This window comes from Pedobacter sp. Leaf250 (assembly GCF_920984735.1).
In the GTDB taxonomy this organism is placed as follows: Bacteria; Bacteroidota; Bacteroidia; order Sphingobacteriales; family Sphingobacteriaceae; genus Pedobacter.
Window position 1 is genome coordinate 253,765 of the sequence record NZ_CAKLBU010000002.1, and the last position, 22,916, is coordinate 276,680.

Sequence of the window (22,916 nt, forward strand, 5' to 3'; positions counted from 1 at the left end):
AATTAATTCATTTTAAAAAATGCAAAAAGGACTAACAATTATTCTGTTTTTCATTGTCGGCTTTGTCTATGCACAAAAAAAACCTTTAGATCATAGTGTTTATGATAAATGGGAAGCAATTGGCACAAAGCAATTATCAAATAATGGCACTTGGGCGATGTATAGCGTGCTGCAACAAGAAGGCGATGCTCAGCTTTATATCACCAATCTTAAAACAAATGCTAAACTAAATATTCCTAGGGGAATGAATTCGCAATTTAGTAACGATTCTAAATTTGCGGTTTTCAATATCCGACCATTAAATAAAGATCTTCGCCAGGCAAAAATTAAAAAAAGGAAACCTGATGAAATGCCAAAGGATTCATTGGGTATAGCAAATCTTACCACGAATGCCATTACCAAAGTAGCTCGTGTAAAATCGTTCAAATTTCCTGAGGAAGGTAATGGTTTTATGGCTTATCTAACTGAAAAGCCAGATACTGCGAAAAAAACACCTGCTAAACCTATTGAGAAGAAAGATTCGGAGATCGATTTTGCTGATGACGAACCTGCTGGTAAAGGAAAAACTGATGAAGGAACTGACCTAATTGTTAAAAATTTATTAACGGGAACGGATAAAACATATAAATATGTTACCGATTATTCATTCAGTAAAGATGGAAAACAATTGGTGTTTGCTTGCAGCGGTTCTAAAAAAGACAAAACTGCACCACAAGGTGTCTTCTTATTAAATACAGAAAAAGGAACGCTTAAAACCTTAATTAAAGGCAAAGGCAGTTTCAAAAATTTTGCTTTTGATGATGAAAGTGAGCACCTGGCATTTGTAGGTGAGCAAGATCCAGAGAAACAGGAAATTAAAAATTACAATGTTTATTATAATTCCTTAACACTAGACACCGCACAAACTATAGTGGATTTCGACATGCCTGGTTTACCAGCAAAATGGTCGGTAAATGGTGATGGAAGAGTAACATTTAGTAAAGACGGAAAGAAGTTATTTTTCGGTATCTCTCCTATCAAAAAACCAAAAGACACTACCATCGTTGATTTTGAGGTAGCAAAGGTTGATGTTTGGAATTATAAAGATGATTACTTGCAGCCAATGCAATTGAAAAATGCAGATCGCGACAGCAAAAAAAGCTATTTATCGGTAATTGATGTTTACAGCAGCGATCCAAAAGCAATCCCATTAACTGATTTAAGTTTACCTGATGCCAATATGGTTGCCGAAGGTGATGCAAACTTTGTTTTAGCTTCTACAGATTTTGGTCGCCGAATTGAATCACAATGGAGTGGCGCAACATCAAAAGATTATTACCTAGTTGATACAAAAACCGGCCAACGCAAAAAAATCATCAGCGAATTAAATGGTTATGCAATGGCTTCACCAGGAGGCAATTATATTTTATATTTTAATAGAAAAAATGGCAATTGGTATACTTATGCTACTGCAAGTGGTAAAGTTGTAGCCTTAACTGAAAGCTTAAATGTTAAGTTTGTAGATGAGGATAACGACGTTCCTGATCTTCCTTCAGCTTATGGTGTAGCCACCTGGACTGAAGGCGACAAAGCTGTTTTATTAAATGATAGATATGATATTTGGTCGTTTTCTCCGGATGGAAAATCGCCGGCTAAAAACATCACTTCAGGTTTTGGTAGAGCCAATCAGATTACTTTCCGTTACGAACGTGTAGAACAGGATAATAATCCTTTCAACCGTATGGTAGATAATAAATTTGTGAAAGCAAATGAGTTGGTTTGGTTAGATGGATTTAACAATTTAACCAAAGAGAATGGTTTTTACCGCACAAATGTTAGCTCGGCAAAGGCACCAGAATTGGTGTTAATGGCAAAATATAAGTACTCAAATTTAGTAAAAGCTAAAGATGCAGATGTTTACATTTATGATAAAGCAAGCTACACAGAATCGCCAAATGTGTATGTTACTACCGATTTCAAATCAGAAACTAAATTAAGCAATACCAATCCACAGCAACAAAATTACAACTGGGGTACTGCAGAATTGGTAAAATGGACTACGCCAAAAGGCTACAAAGCTGAAGGCATTTTATACAAACCAGAAAATTTCGATCCAGGTAAAAAATACCCAATGATTGCTTATTTCTACGAAAAGCTTTCTGATGGATTATACACTTACCAAGCGCCAGCGCCTACCCCATCTCGTTTGAACATATCGTTTTTTGTGAGCAATGGCTATTTGGTTTTCGCTCCGGATATCAGTTACGAAACTGGTCATCCTGGTCAATCTGCAGTTGAATTTATAAATTCTGGTGTAGAAAGTTTAAAGAAAAACAGTTGGGTTGATGGAACTAAAATTGGTATTCAGGGACAAAGCTGGGGAGGTTATCAGGTAGCTTATTTAATTACTCAAAACAACATGTATGCTGCTGCATGGGCAGGCGCACCTGTAGTTAACATGACTTCAGCTTACGGTGGGATCCGTTGGGAAAGTGGAATGAACCGCCAGTTTCAGTATGAAAAAACACAAAGTAGAATTGGTGCCACACTTTGGGAAAAACCTGAATTGTATACCGAAAATTCACCTTTATTTATGTTTCCTAAAGTAAATACTCCAGTAGTTGTGATGGCCAATGATGCTGATGGAGCTGTGCCTTGGTATCAGGGAATAGAAATGTTTACCGGACTACGCCGTTTAGGTAAACCCGTTTGGATGTTAAATTACAACGGTGAAGCACACAACCTGGTACAACGCCAAAACCGTAAAGATATCCAAATTCGTGAACAACAGTTTTTTGACTATTATCTAAAAGGTGCAAAAGCTCCTGCCTGGATGACGAGCGGAATTCCTGCTACTGAAAAAGGCAAAACTTGGGGTTTCGAATTAACTGATGATAAACCTTAAAAGTGGCAAGTTATAAGTGGTAAGTTTTATGTTTAAGAATCATTTTAAAAATTGATATAACTTAAAACTTACTACTAAAAACTTATTACATTACATTCTTCAAACTAAAAAACCCTAATGGCATTAAGTAGAATTTGGTCTGGCTTTATCGTAATTGCAATTATTGTTGCAGCCGTTAAATGTTTCTTTTTCGGGCAATCGGAAATTTTTAGCTGGATGGTAATTGGAAAAGCCGATGACCCCACTAATCTAACCAAAGTTAATGGCATTATCGAAACCTGCTGGACATCAGTAGAGTTGTGTTTAAAACTAATCGGAATTCTTGCTTTATTTATGGGTTTTATGAGCATTGCTGAACGTGCTGGTGGAATTCGTTTATTATCAAGAATTGTTGGTCCATTTTTTTCCAAACTTTTTCCCGAGATTCCAAAAGGCCATCCATCAATGGGACACATGATAATGAATTTTTCAGCAAATTTATTGGGTTTGGATAACGCTGCAACACCCTTTGGATTAAAGGCAATGGAAAGTTTACAAGAATTAAATCCAAGCAAAGATACCGCATCTAACGCTCAAATAATGTTTTTGTGCCTGCATGCAGCTGGTTTAAGTTTAATTCCAGTCAGTGTAATCGCCATTCGTGCTTCGCAAAATGCTTCCGATCCTACCGATGTTTTTATTCCTTGCCTCATCGTAACCTTCGTAGGAACAATGGCAGCCATGCTAATTGTCGCGTTTAAGCAAAAAATTAATTTGCTGCAACCGGTTATTATTGGATGGGTGCTGAGTATTTCAGTCGTGATTGCGTTATTGGTTTTGTACGTAACCTCCTTAAATGCTGATGGTATTAAATCATTTTCGGGATTATTGAGTAATGGATTAATTTTATTCGTTTTCCTGGTAATTGTACTGGGCGGTTTATATAAAAAAATTGACGTGTTCGATGCATTTATCGATGGTGCAAAAAATGGTTTTGAAACCGCTGTTAAAATCATTCCATATTTAGTAGGGATGTTGGTTGCCATAAGCATGTTACGCACAAGCGGAACTTTTGATGTGGTGATAATGGGTATAAAAAACCTGTTTGTAATGCTTGGTGCCGATACTCGATTTGTTGAAGCCCTTCCAACCGCATTAATTAGGCCATTGAGTGGTGGTGCAGCAAGAGGAATGATGGTTGATACCATGACGGCATATGGAGCAGATTCCTTCCCAAGTAAATTGTCGGGTATTTTCCAAGGTGCTTCTGATACCACCTTTTATGTTATTGCTGTTTATTTTGGATCAGTAAGCATCAAAAATACACGTTATGCCGTTGGCGCTATGTTGCTGGCAGATTTGGTTGGCGTTTGTACCGCGATAAGTTTAGCTTATTTGTTCTTTGGATAAAAACCAAACATCATAAAAAATCCCTGCTTAGGTAAAATATAGCAGGGATTTTTTTTTGAGCATTATTCTGATGAATTGTTAAGAGACTTGCGGACGAGGTGAAATCCTGTTGATGATCTCATCGATCGCATCTGGATCAATGGCCACGTTTTTAGATGCACACCATTTTTCGTTTTTGTTATCCAGCCAGATACAAAAAGAATGGTAACCATCTAAAACAACGGCATAAGTTTCATGAAAGTCATCTTGAATACGCATGCAAAATCCTTTAAAAATCTTGCCTCTAACAATGAATTGCAGGGTGGAATAATTTTCTAACATGGCTCATTATATTTTTGGTTAAGTTACAACAATGTATAAATGAGAATGTTTCGCTAATTTAAAGGAATTAACAAATTATTTTAAAGCTATTGGGAATGTGTTAACCTATATTTAACATATTCGAATAACCTTTAGCTATTAAACGCTTTTTTGAAGGTAAGTATATCTCACACTGAAGATTTAATATTGTCTTTCCCCGCTTCACAATAGCAGTTTCTGCAACGATCTCATCACCTTCGGCTGCCGGAGCAAAATAATCAATATAATTATTAACCGTTGTATACCGATCGTTTAATCCCATAGTGTAAACAGTTGCACCAATTAAATCATCAATAATGCCTGCTGTAACGCCACCATGTAAAATTTGATAAGGATTAGTCATTTCCTTTCGAATAGTGTATTTACAAACCAGAATCCCGCTTTCAGCTTTAATTAAGACCGGCGCCAGCCAATTCATAAAGTTTGATGGTGATGATGTGATCACCTTTCCGATGGATTGCCTTAAAAAATTAAGTCGTTGTTCGCTAAGTGATTCCTCCATTTGATTTAAATTGTATTGATTAAGATAGATAAAATTAGTAAATTATAAATGTAAGGTGGTATTTTCGTTTCAAAATCACATCTCATCCATCTCACATCATCCATCTCACATCTTCCATCTCACATCATCCATCTTACATCTTACATTTTTAAAACGGTACAACTATCTTAAAACTCATATTTCTTCCCATGTTATAAATTCCAGACCGGCCATTGGTTGATGATTCATAGTATTCAAAATATTTTAAACGATTTAAATGCGATTGATAAGCCACATTAAATATATTATCCACCTGAATAAAAATATCCATTAAATTTTTGCCTGATTTAGATTTTATTGTCGAGCCAATACCCGCATTAAGCAAAGTATATCCCTTTGTAAAAGATTCGGTATCGTCTAGCGCATAAAAATTATTCTGATCAGCAAACATCACAGCATCAAATTTAAAATAGGGTTTATCAAGAAATCCTATGTTTTTTTGTGCAGTTGCTTTTATTTCTGATCTGATTTGCAAAGGAGGAATAAATGGTAAATACTTCGCCGCCTTTCCATGCAAATTTAATAAGGTTTCATTTTTGTTTAATCCAACTACATAAGCTAAACTATTATTAAAAGTAAGCCATTTTAAGTTGGAAGGATGCAAATTAATGGCCAATTCAGCGCCATAAAGTCTAGCTTTGGATTGCTGGTATTGATACGTCAAATTTCCTGGAACAATTACTACTGGATTTCCATTTTCATCTGTTAAACGCGATTGATAGATATAGTTTTGAATATTATTATTGAATATTTCCATGCTGATATCTACATCCTTTAAGTAAGCTATAATGCCAATGTCTTGTTGAAGATTAAATTCTGGTTTAAAACTTCTGTTACCCAAATAAACTATATGAGCGCCTGGATCCAATCCATTTGAACCAATTTCTGTAATATTTGGTGCTCGGTAACCTCTGGCAATATTGGCCTTAATCAATAATTTATCAGAGATATTATAAGTTAAACCTACACTGCCCGAAAATCCATAATAGTTTTTGCTGAAAGATGGAAACTGTAAATCAGCAGCTGGATCATTGCTATTTGACTGGCTACCAAAACCTGTTTGGGCATTAGTTCCTACATAAAAATTATTCCAATTGATGTTTCTTCGATCCATCCTTACACCTCCAGAAATATCAATCTTTCCCAATGTTTTTTTCGCGAAATAAAAAGCACCAACATCAAATAAATTATAATCAGGAATAGGAAAATCAGTGGCATCTTTACTTCTATTGGTTTGATACATCCCATTTACGCCAAAAGTACTTTCAATGCCTGCAAAATCAGGAAGATTGTATTTAATATCATAATTTAAGGTATTTAAAACTACGTAAAGTCCAGCCTGGTTTGGCACAGTGGGGTGATTGTATTCCCTACGAACACTTTGCTGGCCGCCAACTAGAATATTTAAGTCGCTCGATCCAAACTTGAATTGACTGTTATTGTAAAAACGATAGTGTTGAATATGCTGATGCAAAGGATTTATGCTGTAGCTTCTTAAATCATTCGTTGGAACAATCGGCCTGTTTTTGATATCATCGCCATCATCTAAAACCTGCCTCGTAAATCTTCTAGTAATCGAATCTCTGCTCCCATCCGGAATTTCCATTAAGTTATCGTAATAGGTGACAGCAGTTTTCGAATAACCCCAAGCCTTATCTACACGGGCACTAGCCGATAAATTGTATTCTCTAAAAGCGGTTCCAAATACATAACCATCAACTTTGTTGTAATAATTATGGGCTACTTTACCAGTTGCCCTAAGCGTATATTTCCAATCATTTTTTATATAAGCTAAACCTAACGACGAACCTAACATACCATTATTGCTTTGGAAATTTGTGGTAAAATCACCTTTTAATTTATTCTCCTCAAAATTTGGTGTATATGGAATCATATTGATTACACCGGCCAAAGCATCAGATCCATAGGTTAAGCTTGCAGGACCCTTTACTACCTCTGCCCTAACAATTCCATATTCATCCACTTCAATTCCATGCTCATCTCCCCATTGTTGTCCCTCCTGGCGCAATCCATCATACAAAGTCAATACGCGATTATAGCCCAATCCTCGAATAAATGGCTTTGACACATTTGGCCCGGTGGTTACAGCTGTTACACCTGGAACGCCTTTTACAATCGCTTCTATTAGGTTTGTATTTACATTTTGATCCATTGCTTTTTTAGATAAAACTGCAATTGGCACCGGACTTTTCCTTAGTGCAGTAGCTCGGTTAACACCAGTTATCACTACGTCATCCAGATTGGATTCAGATTCAAGCAGTTCGGTATCCAATCGAAGTGTATCGTTTTGCATTGTTACTTTTATCCGCCTAGACTGATAGTTCACACCCGAAAAGTGAACTTCAACTATACCCTTCGAAACTTTATCAATCTGGTAATAACCTGATTTATCTGTTTTAGTGGATCTGCTGAAACCAGTAATTTTCACATTAACATTTTCAATAAAATTTTCCTTTGAGGTTACTTTACCAACTATCACGCTGTTTTGTGAATAGCCATTCGGCCTAAAGAAGAAAAATAAGATTATTAAGGGTACGATTATTTTCATAGGAAATGATATTTATCTAAATATATTTTTAGACAAATCTAAATCTATTTTTAAATATATCAAATAATATTTTTGAAGCATGAGACTGATATGCGTTTATCACGCTAATGCAATATAGTTGCAAATAAATTTAAATGCAACATAATTGCTTTTATATTTGAAAATATATAATCACCATTATGAAGAATTTTAAAACAGTAAATCTTGATAAGCTTGGTATAACGGCATCAACAGCATGTGCAATTCACTGTGCACTACTCCCATTTGTTTTTACCTTACTGCCTTTGTGGGGTTTAGAATTTTTAGCTACTCCTGCATTGGAAATTTCAATGATTGTTTTATCATTATTTATTGGCATCTGGTCGCTGAGTAAATCGTACCGAAAAATCCATCACAACCAATATCCTATCATTATGTTGGCGCTTGGTTTTGCAGCTATAATTTTCGGGCATTTTTCAGGTATCGAAATTTTAGAACCAATTATGATTCCCCTTGGAGGATTTACTATCGCAGGGGCACATTTTTTTAATCTCAAATTGGTAAAAACCTGTAAACATTCACATTAACAAATTTGAAATATTTATTGTATTAATACCATTGAAACAATTTTTCAACTAGAAAAGGATTATATATTTGTACCATGCAAAGAAAAATAAAACTACTTTTTATTGCTACACTCTCTTTTATTTGCACATTAAATCCTGCATGCAGGCACAGCACTAATAATGCGCAAGAACTTTATCGTCGCTATGCCATTAAAAATATTCAGGTAATAAAAGCTTTAAAAAAGTTATGATCAGTATTCAATCATTATCCCATCATTATAACAATGGACCGATTTTAAAATTTCCAGATTGGGAGATATTAGATGAGGAACAGTGGCTTTTGCTAGGTGCTTCCGGAAGTGGAAAAAGCACTTTGCTGAATATCATTTCTGGATTACTTAAACCGGAAAATGGTCAGGTTAAATTAAATGAAACTGATGTTTACAGCTTATCGTTTAAAGAAATGGATCGTTTTAGAGGACAGAACATTGGTATTATATTTCAAAAACCGCACCTCATAAAAAGTCTTAACGTATTCGATAATGTGGCCTTGGCGTCATCAATGGCAGACCTTAAAATTAATAAATCGAGAGTAATGGATTTGCTATCTTCTTTGGGTTTAGCTGATAAAACAAAAAATTATCCTGAAGAATTAAGTCAAGGGCAATTGCAGAGGGTTTCTATCGCAAGAGCATTGGTAAATAATCCGGCATTACTTATTGCAGATGAACCAACCTCGAGTCTTGATGATGAAAATGCAGAAAAAGTAATCAAAATTCTTACACAACAGGCTTCAGATAACCATGCTTCGTTGATTATTGCCACACATGATAAAAGAGTAAAAGATAAACTTAATAAGGAATATTTACTGTAATGAACATACTAAGACTAAGTACAAAAAACCTATTAAGGAACAAGCTCACTACTTTTCTCAATATCATATTGGTTGCATTTGGTGTAGCCATTTTATCGATACTCTTTTTAGCATCTACACAAATTGGAAATAAACTGGAGCAAAATGCTAAAGACATTGATTTAGTTGTTGGTGCCAAAGGAAGTCCGTTACAATTAATTCTAAGCAGTATTTACCATATCGATTTCCCTACTGGAAATATACCCTTAAAAGATGCCACTGAATTGATGCAGAATCCCATGGTTAAAAAAGCGGTTCCTCTAGCTTTGGGAGATAACTTTCAAGGGCATAGAATTGTGGGTACGGATTCGGGTTTTGTAGGTTTATATGGTTTAAAACTAGCAAAGGGAAAGTTTTGGACAAAAGATTTAGAAGCTACAATTGGCAGTAGCGTTGCAGCCGAAGCACATTTAAAAGTAGGCGATAAATTCTTCGGTGCACATGGTTTAAGTGATGCCAGCGATGAGCACAAGCATCATGCCTATACCGTTACAGGTATTTTGCAAGCGCAAGGAAACGTTACGGATAATTTAATTTTAACCAATATTGGAAGTGTTTATAAAATGCATGAGCCTGAACATGATGAAGGTGAAACGCATACAGAGGATGCTGAAATTAACAATAAGGAAATTACTGCTATTCTTATTCAATATCGTTCGCCAATGTCGGTTGTAATTTTCCCCAGGATGGTAAATCAGAGTACCAACATGCAGGCGGCCTCACCGGCAATGGAAAGCGCAAGGTTGTTTTCTTTAATTGGAGTTGGAATTGAAACGCTAAAATGGTTTGCAGTATTGATTATGGCGATATCAGCATTGAGTGTTTTTATCAGTCTATACAATGCCATGAAGGAGAAAAAGTATGATTTAGCTGTAATGCGTTCGCTGGGAGCATCCCAATTTAAATTATTTTCTCTAGTGATGCTTGAAGGATTACTAATCACGGTGAGCGGAGCCATTTTGGGTTTATTTATCGGGCACTTCGCTCTACAAGTTATTGGGGATTATCAAGAATCATCACAAGCCAGATTAACAGGTTTTTATTTTGTAAACGAAGAATTTTACCTCATTGTAGCTGGCTTAATTATTGGCGTAGTGGCATCTATAATACCCGCTCTACAAACTTATCGCGTTGATATTGCGAGCACACTTTCAAAAGAGAAATAATGAAAAGAATACTGATTTTCATCTTTATAACGATAGCATCACAGCATTTAAAAGCTCAGGTTAAAGTGCATAAAGATATGCGTACAAAAAATTGGAACTTAATTGGGCTAAGATATGAAAAGCAGGTTGAGCCATTGAAATGGGCCAGTATTTTCCCTCCAGAACTGATGGCTCTCAATAACAAAATCATAGAATTGCCTGGTTACATATATCCAACTAAGGTGGGTTCAAAGTTCTCCGAATTTCTTTTATCAATTGTTCCTATAGAATCTTGTCCATTTTGCGGAACTGGTGATATTCCATCCATGGTAGAAGTTAAAATGGCTTCACCGCTCCCGTTTACTGAGAAACCGATTAAAATTCAGGGTAAATTTATAATTAATAATTCTGGAGATAATCGATCGGAATTTTTTCTGTTGGCCGCCAAAATCGTAAAATGAAAAGTGTATTAAGTATTCTGATGCTTTTGATTTTTAATCTGGCATCTGCTCAAAACAAAAAACACACCAATAATGATCAGCTAAAATCATTAAATTGGGATGTAATTGGAACCGTGAAATTCGAATTAACCGATAAAAATGAATTATTGCCAATTTATGGAGAAAGTATTACCAGGTTTAATAATAAGATGTTTGATTTGCAAGGATATTTGATACCGATAAAAAACAGCCCAAAGCAACGAAAATTTTTATTGGCTACTTTACCAATCAACCAATGTTATTTTTGCGGACAAAATGGTGTGCCTATTATGATTATGATAGAAATGGAAAGTGCCATTACATTTACCGAAAAGCCAATTCGGGTTAAAGGAATTTTAAAATTAACAAATGACAATGCCACTTACCAACCACCTGTTTCCATTATTAATGCTAAATTGATTATTTAAATATCTAAGTTATGAACACGATTGAAACACAAGCATATGAAGATTTATTGGTTAAAAATGGCTTAAAAAAAACTGGCGCCCGTTTACAGGTTTTGGATGTTTTATCTCATCGCAATTCTGCAACTTCACAGCCCTATTTGGAAAATGTAATTGGAAAAGATATCGATCGTGTTACGCTTTATAGAATTTTGAAAACTTTTGAAGAAAAAGGAATTATTCATCGTGTATTGGATAAACAAGGAACTGCAAATTATGCCATCTGCACTAATTCATGCAGCGAAAATCATCATCATGATGAGCACGTTCACTTTAATTGCAACAACTGTTTAAGAGTTTATTGCCTTGATGAGATTAAAATTCCTGCATTAAAAATCGAAAAAGGTTTCAAAATTGAAGACATGAACCTAATTGTTTCTGGTATTTGTAAAGACTGTAATCAAGCTAATTAATTAATGCTGAAAGCTTTAAAAGCGAGGTAAAAAAATCATTAGAAATAATTAAAATATATTTTTGCTTATTAGATAGAACTTCTATATTTGCAACTCGTTACAAAACGGGCCTCGGTAGCTCAGTTGGATAGAGCAACGGTTTTCTAAACCGTGGGTCAGGGGTTCGAATCCCTTCCGGGGTACAATTAAGCCTTCAACTTTAAAAAGTTGGAGGCTTTTTTTATTCATACCATTCAATTTATTTTACTGTATAATCTATTTGATAGTTACTGAATCAAGTTCATTAAAATAAACTTTTATAGTAGATTCTAAGATCTATCTTTTTACTACCTTAAATCATCTGAGAGCTGCAGCGATCGAATTTTCAACCCACAAAAAAGGTCGTGGTTTGCACCACGACCCTAAAAATATAAAAATTAAAAACCTGTTCATTAAGCATAAGCAACTGCATCTCTCGATGCCAGTTTGGTAACACCCATTAAGTATTCATCTACTTTACGAGCGGCTTCTCTTCCTTCGGAAATTGCCCAAACTACTAACGATTGTCCGCGACGAACATCACCAGCTGCAAAAATTTTCGCAATATTGGTTTGATAAGTATGCTCTGAGGCTTTCACATTACCACGATTATCCAATTCAACGCCTAACTTTTCTAGCAATCCTTCTTTTTGAGGATGTAAGAAACCCATGGCTAAGAAAACCAATTCACAAGGTAAATCTCTTTCCGTTCCAGCAACTTCTTTAAAAGAAACCGGACGTCCAACAGCATCAATTTCCCATTCCACATCTACTACTTTTAGCGCTTTTAAATTTCCATTTTCATCAGCAATAAAGTTTTTTGTGTTTACCGACCAAGCCCTTTGTGCACCTTCTTCGTGTGAGGAAGTATTTTTCAATAGCATTGGATAATTTGGCCAAGGCATATTATCAGTTCGTGTTTGTGGAGGCATTGGCATAATTTCAAATTGAGTTACCGATTTAGCTCCATGACGATTGGAAGTTCCAATACAATCTGAACCTGTATCACCACCACCAATTACAATCACATCTTTACCGTTCGCTAAAATATCCTCAACGATAATTTCTCTGTTTGCAACACGTTTATTTTGTTGCTTTAAAAAATCCATGGCAAAATGCACACCTTTAGCTTCTCTACCAGGAATAGATAAATCTCGGGGAATGGTAGAACCTCCAGCCAAAACTACAGCATTATAGTCTCTTAAAATCGTACTAATTTCAATATTTACACCAACATTTGCATTTGTTCTAAAGATGATACCTTCTTCTTTCATCAAATCAATACGACGATCTACCACATTTTTCTGCAGTTTGAAATCTGGAATACCGTATCTTAATAAACCACCTGGGGCATCATCACGTTCGAAAACGGTAACTTCGTGACCAACCTTATTTAACTGAGCAGCAGCCGCTAAACCCGCCGGACCTGAACCAATTACTGCAACTTTTTTACCAGTTCTGATTAATGGTTTTTTTGCCTTTATGAAACCCTTTTCAAAGGCAATTTCGATAATATGCTTTTCAATCTCTTCAATAGAAACTGGAGGACGATTGATTCCCAGTACACATGCGGATTCGCAAGGTGCCGGGCAAATTCTACCCGTAAATTCTGGAAAATTATTGGTACTTAATAAAATATTTGCAGCTTGCTCCCACTTACCTTGATATACGGCATCGTTGAATTCTGGAATAACATTACCCAAAGGGCAACCCGATTGACAGAAAGGAACGCCACAATCCATACAGCGGGCAGCTTGATTATTTAATTCTTGATCGGGTAATTCGTTTAAAAATTCCCCATAATGTTTTATACGAGTTTTAGCCTCTTCTCTTGTGGGCGCAACTCTATCGTATTCTTGAAATCCTGTTACTTTTCCCATGGCTTAGTGTGTTTTTACTTGTTGATTACGTTTTGCTAAAACTGCTTTGTATTCTTTAGGGAATACTTTTACAAAATGATTTGATTGTGTTTTCCAATCACTTAAGATAAACTCCGCCACTTTACTATCCGTCAAGCGTATATGTGTTTTAAGCAAAGCTAATATCCTTTGTTCATCTTCGGTTTGTAATGGATCAAGATCAACCATTTCCTTGTTGCACTTACGGGCAAAAGTTCCTTTAGCATCATAAATCCAAGCTACACCGCCACTCATTCCAGCCGCGAAATTGCTACCTGTATCTCCCAAGATCAGTACTTCACCACCAGTCATATATTCACAACCATGGTCGCCAACACCTTCAACAACAGCTGTAGCACCAGAATTACGAACAGCGAAACGCTCACCTGCTTTACCTCGAGCGAATAATTCGCCAGAAGTTGCGCCATATAGTGCTACGTTACCTATGATAATATTTTGTTCCGGAACAAATGTTGAATTTGAGAAGGGATAAATCGCTAAACGAGCGCCGGATAAACCTTTACCAACGTAATCATTTGCTTCACCTTCTAAAGATAATGTTACGCCACGGGTATTAAATGCGCCAAAACTTTGTCCTGCCGAACCCACAAACTTAAAGTTAATGGTATCTGGTGGTAAGCCCGCACCTAAATGAACTTTAGAAATTTCATTAGATAACATTGTACCCAAAGAGCGATCTGTGTTTTTTACATTAAAACTTGCAAAAACAGGTTCATTGTTATTTATTGCCGGTTGAGCAGCAGCAATCAATTGATGATCTAAAACATGCTCTAAACCATGATCCTGTTGTTCAGTATTAAATAAAGGCAAACCATTATCTTCAGCTTTGAAAAGAATAGCAGAAAGATCAAGGTATTTCAATTTCCAGTCTTCCTCTGGTAATTCGCGAACTTTTAAAATATCGGCCTGACCAATCATTTCATGGATAGTTCTAAAACCCAGTTCAGCCATAATCTCACGCAACTCTTCTGCCAAGAAATGGAAAAGATTAACTACGTGATCTGCATCTCCACTAAACAACTTTCTTAATTCAGGATCTTGTGTTGCCACGCCAACCGGACAGGTATTTAAATGGCATTTACGCATCATTATACAGCCCGCTGTTACTAAAGCTGCCGTAGCTACACCCCATTCTTCAGCACCCAGTAAAGCAGCAATTGCAATATCTCTACCTGTTTTTAACTGACCATCAGTTTGTAAAACGATGCGGTTACGTAACTTATTTTTAACTAAAGTTTGATGCGCTTCGGCTAATCCAAGCTCCCAAGGTAAACCAGCATGTTGAATAGAAGTTAGAGGCGATGCACCAGTTCCTCCATCAAAACCTGAAACCAAAATTACATCAGCATGTGCTTTTGCAACACCGGCTGCAATGGTTCCTACACCAGCTTTAGAAACCAATTTCACATTGATCCTAGCCGCTCGGTTGGCATTTTTCAAATCGTAAATCAGCTGTGCTAAATCTTCGATGGAATAAATATCATGATGTGGAGGCGGAGAAATTAAACCCACACCCGGCGTAGAGTGACGAACTTTTGCAATCCAATCATCTACCTTGTGGCCAGGTAACTGTCCGCCCTCTCCTGGTTTTGCACCTTGAGCCATTTTAATTTGCAGCTCATCAGCATTGGTTAAATAGTAACTGGTTACACCAAAACGAGCAGATGCAACTTGCTTAATTGCTGAACGCATACTGTCGCCATTTTCCATTTTGGTGTAGCGCATCTCGTCTTCACCACCCTCACCGGTATTGCTTTTTCCTCCAATACGGTTCATCGCAATAGCCAGGGTTGAGTGTGCCTCGTGAGAAATGGATCCAAACGACATTGCTCCAGTTGCAAATCTTTTTAAAATTGCTTCGGTGGATTCAACTTCGTTCAATGGAACTGATGGACGAGTATAATTGAAATCAAACAATCCACGAATGGTATAAGCTTGTTGGGTTTGCTCATTTACCAATTTCGAATATTGTTTGAAAATATTGTAATCGTTTTTACGTGTTGCATTTTGCAACAAATGAATGGTTTGTGGATTAAATAAATGCGCTTCTCCCCTGCGACGGAATTTATAAGTACCGCCAGCTGGCAACAAGTTTTCTGTTTGTGTTGCTGGCCCGAAACTACGATGATGTTTAATTAATGTTTCCTTAGCAATTTCATCTAAACCTAAACCACCAATGCGGGAAACTGCCCCAGTAAAATAAGTATTTACAACTTGCTTGTTCAAGCCTAAAATTTCGAAAATCTGAGCGCCCTGGTAAGATTGCAAGGTTGAGATTCCCATTTTAGAGAATATTTTGAGCAAGCCGCTATTTACAGCGTAGATATAATTCTTGGTTAATTCCTCTGCTGATAATCCTGATTCTTCCTGAAAACCATTAATCGTTTCAAGCGCTAAATATGGATTAATTGCAGTCACACCAAAACCTAATAAGGTTGCAAAATGATGTACTTCCCAAATATCACCACCTTCAATTACGATACCAACAGCGCCACGATATCCTTTACGAATTAAATGGTGATGTACTGCTGATACTGCCAATAATGATGGCATTGCAGCATGTTCAGAATCAATTGCCCTATCAGTTAAAACGATAACCTGGAAACCATCCTCCACAGCATCAACAGCATAACGGCATAAGCGATCCAAAGCTTTTGCCATGGCGCCAGGTTTTCCATCAGCCCTAAAATAGGTTTGTAAGGTCTTAGCCTGAAAAACACCGGTATCAATACTTCTAAGCTTTTCTAGTTCCTGATTTGTTAATATTGGATGTTTGATAGCTACACAGTGTGATTGCAATGGATTTTCCTCTAACAAATTACCATTGCTTCCCATAAAACTTGCCAAACTCATTACCACTTTCTCACGAATCGGATCAATTGGCGGGTTGGTTACCTGTGCAAATAATTGTTTAAAGTAGTTTGATAAATGTTGAGGACGCTTAGATAAAATAGCCAAAGGAGTATCAGTACCCATCGAGCCAATTGGTTCCTTAGCTTCAACAGCCATTGGTTTTAGCAAAAGATCAATATCTTCTCTACTGTAACCAAAAACCTGCTGATATTTAAAAATAGATTCCTTTGAAAGACCAGTAAACATTACGCGTGGCTCTGGCAACTCTTCTAAACGGATTTGATATTGATTAATCCAATCAGCATAAGGACTTTTACTACACACTTGTGTTTTAATTTCCTCATCGCTGATAATTCTGCCCTGCTCCATATCCACAACGAACATTTTGCCAGGCGTTAAGCGGCCTTTTTCGATTATGGTACTTTGATCGATAGCCAACGCCCCTGCTTCTGACGCCATGATCACACGATCATCAGAAGTAATCGCGTAACGAGAAGGACGTAAACCATTTCTATCTAAGGTAGCTCCAATAAGCTTACCATCAGTAAAAGCGATGGCTGCCGGTCCATCCCAAGGTTCCATTAAAGTAGCATGAAATTCGTAAAATGCTTTCTTAATCGGATCCATATCCTCATTACCATCCCATGCTTCTGGAACCAGCATCATTAAAACATGAGGCAACGTTCTGCCCGCATGAAGCAGTAACTCAATAACATTATCCAAGCAACCGGAATCCGAATTGGTTTCGTCGATTACCGGCAATAACATATCCAGTTCTTCAGGCGTAAAATAAGCGGATGCAAATGATTTAACACCTGCTCTAAACCAGTTTAAATTTCCTTGTAAAGTATTAATTTCACCATTGTGTGCGATAAAACGGAATGGTTGAGCCAACCTCCACGATGGGAATGTGTTGGTTGCAAAACGTGAGTGCACCAAACCCAAAGCCGAAACCACACGTTTATCACTTAAATCATTAAAATAAGTACGAACCTGCAACGAGGTTAACTGACCTTTATATATAATCGTTTGCGCAGAAAGCGAAACAATGTAAAAATCTTTACCACCATGTACGGTATTAACGATTAGTTTAATCAGATAATTTTTGAAAATATAAAGTTTTCGTTCGAAATCAGCCCCAGGATTTACAGCGTAAGGACGAGCGATAAAAACCTGCTCAATTTCAGGTTCAACAGAAAGTGCCATGCTTCCGATATCTGTGGTATCAACGTCAACTTTTCTAAAACCTAATATTTCCAGCCCCAACTTTTCAGCAGCACGGTAAATCAGTTCTCTACATTCCTCTCTTGAACGGATATCTTTTGGCATAAATAACTGACCGACACCGTAATTATTGGTTTCAGGCAGGCTAAAGCCAGCTTTTAAACATTCATCGTATAAAAATTCATGGGGAATCTGAATCATGATACCAGCACCATCGCCGGTATTTGGTTCTGCTCCACTTGCCCCTCTATGATCTAGATTTTCTAAAATAGTAAGTGCATCGGAGATGATTTGATGCGATTTTCGCCCTTTCACATGTGCAACGAACCCAATACCGCAGGCATCGTGTTCAAATTGCGCATCGTACAATCCACTGTTTGGTTCCATTCTTTGCTCGTTAGTTGTTAGTGTATAGGAAACACTAAGATACAAAAAACGATTCTTAAATTACAGAGTTGATATACTTTTTAGGATTATTTTAGTTTAAAAGCAAAAAATGAAACCCAATTTAAATAATCATTAAATATTATCTAAAAAATTTACAAATTTCGTAATACATAAAAAGCATTAAAAATGTGTCTTTTTATCAAGATTAGATAATAAATCGATTTATTAAAATTTTCATATACAAATTGATCATTTATAAATAAATAATATTATATCAATTTATATGATGATTTATTTTAGTGAAAATATTTTAATATCATTTTATTAAATTACTAATCAACAACATAGCCTAAATGATTAAAAAATTAGAAAAATGCATTTTGCAAAACAACATCTTTTTCTACCTTTGTGGCGGGCAAGTCTTTTACGACCAGCTCCCTTTGAACTCCCCCAGGATGGGAACATAGCAAGGGTAGAAGGTTGTAGCGGTGCGATAGAAGGTGCTTGCCCTTTTTTTTCTTTTCCCTTAATCCCCTGAAGGGGGAATTAAATTCTTCAGGGTTCAACATGAAACTCAAATACTTAAGAATTTATAAACCATGAAATTTTTTATCGACACAGCAAATCTTGATCAAATCAAAGAAGCGCATGATCTTGGCATTTTAGATGGTGTAACTACTAATCCTAGCTTAATGGCTAAGGAAGGTATTACAGGCGACGAAAATGTAATCAACCACTATAAAGCAATTTGCGATATTGTTGAAGACAACGTAAGTGCTGAAGTTATTTCTACAACTTTTGATGAAATAATTAAAGAAGGTGAAGCACTTGCTGCTTTAAATCCTAAAATTGTTGTTAAAGTTCCAATGATTAAAGATGGCGTTAAAGCAATCAAATATTTTTCATCAAAAGGAATTAAAACTAATTGTACATTAATTTTCTCTGCTGGTCAGGCTTTATTGGCTGCGAAAGCTGGAGCAACTTATGTATCTCCATTTTTAGGCCGTTTAGATGATATTTCTAGCGATGGCTTAATGTTGATCGAAGATATCAGAACAATTTTTGATAATTATGGTTACGAGACGCAAATTTTAGCTGCATCTATCCGCGGACCATTACACATCGTAAACTGCGCTAAATTAGGTGCAGATGTAATTACAGCGCCATTGGCGGCAATTGTTGGATTGTTAAAACATCCATTAACAGATAGCGGTTTAGCCACTTTCTTAGCAGACCACGCTAAGGCAGCAGGTAAATAGACTTTGAATTAATAATCTAAAATGAAAAGCCCTGGGTTTTGATTAGTCAAAACCCAGGGTTTTATTGTTATATCCAAAACTAAGATGAATAATTTAAAGGAAAATATCTACCATCATATTTAGCATTATTGCAATGGGCAATTCATAAACTAAATATCGGAATGGAAGTCCATTTTACATCTCTGCCAAAACTTCTTTCACCTTCTCGTAACTTATCTGTTCATCGGGTTCAATTAAAATTCCTTTCACCCCTGCCCCATTTGCAGCTTCAACATCACGTGGTTTATCGCCAATCATTACAGAAAGTGCTGGATCAATGTCATACATGTCAATGGCATCTAAAATCATTCCTGATGCAGGTTTTCTGCATTTACATTCGCCGCCAACAGTTGGGTGATGAGGACAATAATAAAAGCCAGCAATATCAGCACCTTTTGCAACGAAAGCATTTCTTAACATCTGGTGCATAATGGCCAATTCTTGCTCACTATATCTTTTCAAAGCTATACCGCCTTGGTTGGTGATCACAATTAGCAAATAACCTTCATCATATAATTTCTTTAAAACCGGAATTTGATAATCCAAAATTTTAAAATCTTCAACACGACAAATATAGTCGTAGATTTCGTGGTTAAGTACACCATCACGATCGAGAAAAATAGCTTTATTCATTTAAATTACAGATTGGAAATGTTCAGCCATAAACTAAGCCATCTCTATTAAAATTTATTCGCGAAAATAGTTAAAATAAAAGCATCAATCGAAATCCTATTTTACCTTCCTTTAACTCATTTAAATCAAAAATCACTATTTCGAATAGCAGTTTCCGATCCTAAAATATCCCAAAAAAATAATTATCAGTAAATCTTCAAACATTTTATTTTATTGTTGGTTATGTATATAATTCACATTATACTAATCTTTTACAGATTAATTTGTTTGGTTTAAAAAAGGGATTTATGGATATAAATCCCTTTTCTTTTATGCAAAAATTTTAAATCATATATTAGCCTAACGAAAAATTATTTCCTATTTTAATGAACAGAAAACACTTCCTTTCATCATTTATTGCCGCCGCAAGTATACTCCCTGCCTTTAAAACCTTTGCGAATATTACGGAAAGTGAGCGTTCATCTTTTGAAATTCCTCCATATTTAAAGCAAGGCGATGTAATTGGAATAACAAGCCCGGCAGGATTTATCACTGTGGAGCAAGTTCAACCATCGATTTTGCAAATGGAGAATTGGGGTTTTAAAATAAAAATCGGAAGTACTATCGGGAAAAGGGATTTTACTTATGGTGGCACAGATGAGGAAAGATTATCCGATTTTCAAAATATGTTGGATGATCCTAACATCAAAGCAATTATGTGCGCCCGTGGCGGTTATGGTTTCGTAAGGATTATTGATCGACTGGATTTTTCTGCATTTAAGAAAAATCCAAAATGGATTATTGGCTTTAGTGATATTACGGTTTTACATTGTCATTTAGCGAAAAATTATGGCATAGCCTCCATTCATTCTAAAATGTGCAATAGTTTTCCTAATGATTGGACCAAAGCTGAACCCATTCAAATCGAAACAATTTTATCAATAAAAAATGCATTGCTTGGCGAGCAAATGGGATACATTGCGCCTGTAAATCCAAATAATCGAATAGGAAAAGTTGAAGAAATTTTAACAGGCGGTAATTTAAGCATCATAGAAACTTTAGCAGGAAGTGATTCAGATTTAGATACAAAAAACAAGATTCTTTTTATAGAAGATACTGGAGAATACCTTTACAGTATTGATAGAATGCTCTGGAATTTAAAACGCAATGGAAAACTAAAAAACCTGAAAGGTTTGTTAATTGGCGGTTTTAAGATAAAACCTGATGACGCAGGCGAAGAATTTGGCAAAAATATTTATGAAATTGTAATGGAGAAAATTGCGGAATATAAATACCCCGTTGCTTTCGATTTTCCTGTTGGCCATCAGCGGAATAATTTTGCATTAAAATGTGGAGTAAAACATGTTTTAAATGTAAGTGAAAGTGGCACAACACTTCATAGTATATAGCTGATTTGATTCTATTAATTCAAAAGATGTTGAAGTAGTTTATCACCATATACATTAAACCGTCTTCACCTCATCCTCGCTATAATCTTCAATATCAGTAATATATCCATTTACCAAAAGGAAATCGAAAAGTGGTTTAGCCTCTGGTGTAACAGGCATATTTGAAGTTGTAATCACCTCATTAGTCTTTTTATCCAAAAATGGATAGGCAAACAACCGCACGTTAGTATTAAACATGTCGTTTACATAGCTTAATAGCTGTCCAGAATAATTTTCGCCTTTAAAGTTTGTAGAATTAAATACAAATTTCAAGTTATTAATGTTAGTTGCTAAACCCACACTTTTTGGCTTGCAACGGGCCAGGTATTTCGCAAGGCGATTATGACGAGTAAAATTCGACACGATTACAATATTTCCCGTATCGCACATTTCCTGCGTACGCTTTGCAACTGCTTCCAAATCGATATCATCTGGAGTTTCCTGATCATCTGTTAATACATTAGTTAATAAAACCTCGATCATAACGGCAAGATTTCCCTCTTCAACTTTATTAGTTCTTCTAAACTGCTCGGTAGCTTTATTAAACAGATTAAAGTTGGGTAATGATTTCTGACCATATTTAGTCCTCAAAATCATGATATCCTTTTTATACAATAAATCTTTAGCTTGGCGAGGATGGGTATCTGCATCAAAAATAGCTGCTGCAGAAAAATCTTTCATAATCATATACAGATTAAGCAAGATATTATCAACATCGGGGAAGGCTGGGCCTTTAACGGATATTAAATCGATCTCCACTGAGCCAATAGTCAAATTATCGGCTAAAGATTCGACCATTAATTTTGGATCTCCATATAGATAAAAAGCAGCGTAAACCAGATTTACACCGATAATCCCCAATACCCGTTGTTGCATGTTCACATCCGTATCCAGCAAGCGAACATGGAAAAATATTTCATTTGGAGCACTTCCTGGTTCATTTTGAAAACGAAGTCCAACCCAACCATGGGGTTCGTTAGTGCGTTTGTAGTTTAGGGTAGTAACGGTATCAGCGAATGCAAAAAAAGTTCTGCTTTCATACTTTTCTCCTGATAATCGCTCATTCAGTAATCCAAATTCATGATCAAGCATTTGCAAAAGCCGATTCTGACTTACATAACGACCATTTGCTTCAGCACCATAAATAGCATCGCTAAATGTCATATCGTAAGCCGACATGGTTTTTGCTACTGTTCCAGATGCTGCGCCAGCATTAAAAAAGTTTCTTGAAACTTCTTGACCAGCTCCAATCTCGGCAAAAGTGCCATAGATTCTTGGGTCAAGATTTATTTTAAGTGCTTTACGTTTAGTATCCAGAATTTCTCTTTCCATGGCGCAAAAGTACGAAAATCGTTCATTAGTCCAATCGTAATTTGGCTCATTGTTTAAAGCATAGAAGCTTGACCAATTAACATCCGGAAAAAAAATAAGGTTAGCATTATCCAATGCTAACCT

Annotated in this window: 17 protein-coding genes, 1 tRNA gene and 1 other RNA gene; 12 read left to right on the top strand and 7 right to left on the bottom strand. The window is 36.1% G+C overall.

Features of this window, described 5'->3' with window-relative positions; translation table 11 throughout:
- Positions 1–19 precede the first annotated feature (19 nt).
- Entirely contained in the window at positions 20–2,884 is a 2,865-nt protein-coding gene (locus LUA91_RS03035; RefSeq protein ID WP_231424484.1) for a prolyl oligopeptidase family serine peptidase, read from the top strand.
- A 117-nt stretch (positions 2,885–3,001) separates the two neighbouring features.
- Positions 3,002–4,273 carry a nucleoside recognition domain-containing protein gene (locus LUA91_RS03040; RefSeq protein WP_231424485.1) on the top strand — a complete coding sequence of 424 codons (1,272 nt, stop codon included), beginning with the start codon at positions 3,002–3,004 and terminating at the stop codon, positions 4,271–4,273.
- A gap of 78 nt (positions 4,274–4,351) precedes the next feature.
- Here the strand turns inward: LUA91_RS03040 and LUA91_RS03045 are convergent, their stop codons facing one another.
- The 3 genes from LUA91_RS03045 to LUA91_RS03055 all read right to left on the bottom strand — a co-directional run bounded on the left by LUA91_RS03045 (position 4,352) and on the right by LUA91_RS03055 (position 7,743).
- Positions 4,352–4,531, bottom strand: coding sequence for a hypothetical protein (locus LUA91_RS03045; RefSeq protein ID WP_157255629.1), 180 nt, complete (start codon positions 4,529–4,531; stop codon positions 4,352–4,354).
- A gap of 163 nt (positions 4,532–4,694) precedes the next feature.
- Entirely contained in the window at positions 4,695–5,135 is a 441-nt protein-coding gene (locus LUA91_RS03050; RefSeq protein ID WP_231424486.1) for a PaaI family thioesterase, read from the bottom strand.
- A gap of 148 nt (positions 5,136–5,283) precedes the next feature.
- On the bottom strand, positions 5,284–7,743 hold the full coding sequence (locus tag LUA91_RS03055; RefSeq protein WP_231424487.1) for a TonB-dependent receptor: 2,460 nt from the start codon (positions 7,741–7,743) through the stop codon (positions 5,284–5,286).
- 179 nt (positions 7,744–7,922) lie between these two features.
- On the opposite strand from LUA91_RS03055, the gene LUA91_RS03060 reads away from it, so the two are divergent.
- The 7 genes from LUA91_RS03060 to LUA91_RS03090 all read left to right on the top strand — a co-directional run bounded on the left by LUA91_RS03060 (position 7,923) and on the right by LUA91_RS03090 (position 11,884).
- Positions 7,923–8,309: a MerC domain-containing protein gene (locus tag LUA91_RS03060; protein WP_231424488.1), complete on the top strand. Its 387-nt coding sequence runs from the start codon at positions 7,923–7,925 to the stop codon at positions 8,307–8,309.
- A gap of 226 nt (positions 8,310–8,535) precedes the next feature.
- Positions 8,536–9,162 carry an ABC transporter ATP-binding protein gene (locus tag LUA91_RS03065; RefSeq protein WP_231424489.1) on the top strand — a complete coding sequence of 209 codons (627 nt, stop codon included), beginning with the start codon at positions 8,536–8,538 and terminating at the stop codon, positions 9,160–9,162.
- Positions 9,162–10,367 carry an FtsX-like permease family protein gene (locus LUA91_RS03070; protein ID WP_231424490.1) on the top strand — a complete coding sequence of 402 codons (1,206 nt, stop codon included), beginning with the start codon at positions 9,162–9,164 and terminating at the stop codon, positions 10,365–10,367. Before LUA91_RS03065 ends, LUA91_RS03070 begins: the two co-directional genes overlap by 1 nt.
- Complete coding sequence (locus LUA91_RS03075; RefSeq protein ID WP_231424491.1) at positions 10,367–10,807, top strand: hypothetical protein; 441 nt, start codon at positions 10,367–10,369, stop codon at positions 10,805–10,807. Before LUA91_RS03070 ends, LUA91_RS03075 begins: the two co-directional genes overlap by 1 nt.
- Positions 10,804–11,253 (top strand): hypothetical protein, encoded by a 450-nt coding sequence (locus LUA91_RS03080; RefSeq protein WP_231424493.1) that lies wholly within the window; start codon positions 10,804–10,806, stop codon positions 11,251–11,253. Before LUA91_RS03075 ends, LUA91_RS03080 begins: the two co-directional genes overlap by 4 nt.
- 11 nt (positions 11,254–11,264) lie before the next feature.
- Positions 11,265–11,702 carry a Fur family transcriptional regulator gene (locus LUA91_RS03085; RefSeq protein WP_231424494.1) on the top strand — a complete coding sequence of 146 codons (438 nt, stop codon included), beginning with the start codon at positions 11,265–11,267 and terminating at the stop codon, positions 11,700–11,702.
- A 108-nt stretch (positions 11,703–11,810) separates the two neighbouring features.
- Positions 11,811–11,884: transfer RNA gene (locus LUA91_RS03090), tRNA-Arg, on the top strand.
- Positions 11,885–12,133: 249 nt separating this feature from the next.
- On the opposite strand, the gene LUA91_RS03095 is transcribed toward LUA91_RS03090, so the two are convergent.
- Both LUA91_RS03095 and gltB read right to left on the bottom strand, forming a co-directional pair.
- Entirely contained in the window at positions 12,134–13,600 is a 1,467-nt protein-coding gene (locus tag LUA91_RS03095; protein WP_231424495.1) for a glutamate synthase subunit beta, read from the bottom strand.
- A 3-nt stretch (positions 13,601–13,603) separates the two neighbouring features.
- Positions 13,604–18,103 (bottom strand): glutamate synthase large subunit, encoded by a 4,500-nt coding sequence (gltB, locus tag LUA91_RS03100; protein WP_231424496.1) that lies wholly within the window; start codon positions 18,101–18,103, stop codon positions 13,604–13,606.
- Positions 18,104–18,516: 413 nt separating this feature from the next.
- Here gltB and ffs point away from each other — a divergent pair.
- Both ffs and fsa read left to right on the top strand, forming a co-directional pair.
- Positions 18,517–18,616: signal recognition particle sRNA small type (gene ffs / locus LUA91_RS03105), an RNA gene on the top strand.
- Between the two features lie 86 nt (positions 18,617–18,702).
- On the top strand, positions 18,703–19,362 hold the full coding sequence (gene fsa, locus LUA91_RS03110; protein ID WP_231424497.1) for a fructose-6-phosphate aldolase: 660 nt from the start codon (positions 18,703–18,705) through the stop codon (positions 19,360–19,362).
- A 174-nt stretch (positions 19,363–19,536) separates the two neighbouring features.
- On the opposite strand, the gene LUA91_RS03115 is transcribed toward fsa, so the two are convergent.
- Complete coding sequence (locus tag LUA91_RS03115) at positions 19,537–20,034, bottom strand: HAD-IIIA family hydrolase (protein WP_231424498.1); 498 nt, start codon at positions 20,032–20,034, stop codon at positions 19,537–19,539.
- 365 nt (positions 20,035–20,399) lie between these two features.
- Between LUA91_RS03115 and LUA91_RS03120 the strand changes: the two genes are divergently transcribed.
- Complete coding sequence (locus LUA91_RS03120; protein WP_231424499.1) at positions 20,400–21,422, top strand: LD-carboxypeptidase; 1,023 nt, start codon at positions 20,400–20,402, stop codon at positions 21,420–21,422.
- 54 nt (positions 21,423–21,476) lie between these two features.
- Here LUA91_RS03120 and LUA91_RS03125 read toward each other — a convergent pair whose 3' ends face one another.
- A complete protein-coding gene (locus LUA91_RS03125; RefSeq protein ID WP_231424501.1) occupies positions 21,477–22,793 on the bottom strand; it encodes a nicotinamide mononucleotide adenylyltransferase in 1,317 nt (438 codons plus the stop codon).
- Between the last annotated feature and the right edge of the window lie 123 nt (positions 22,794–22,916).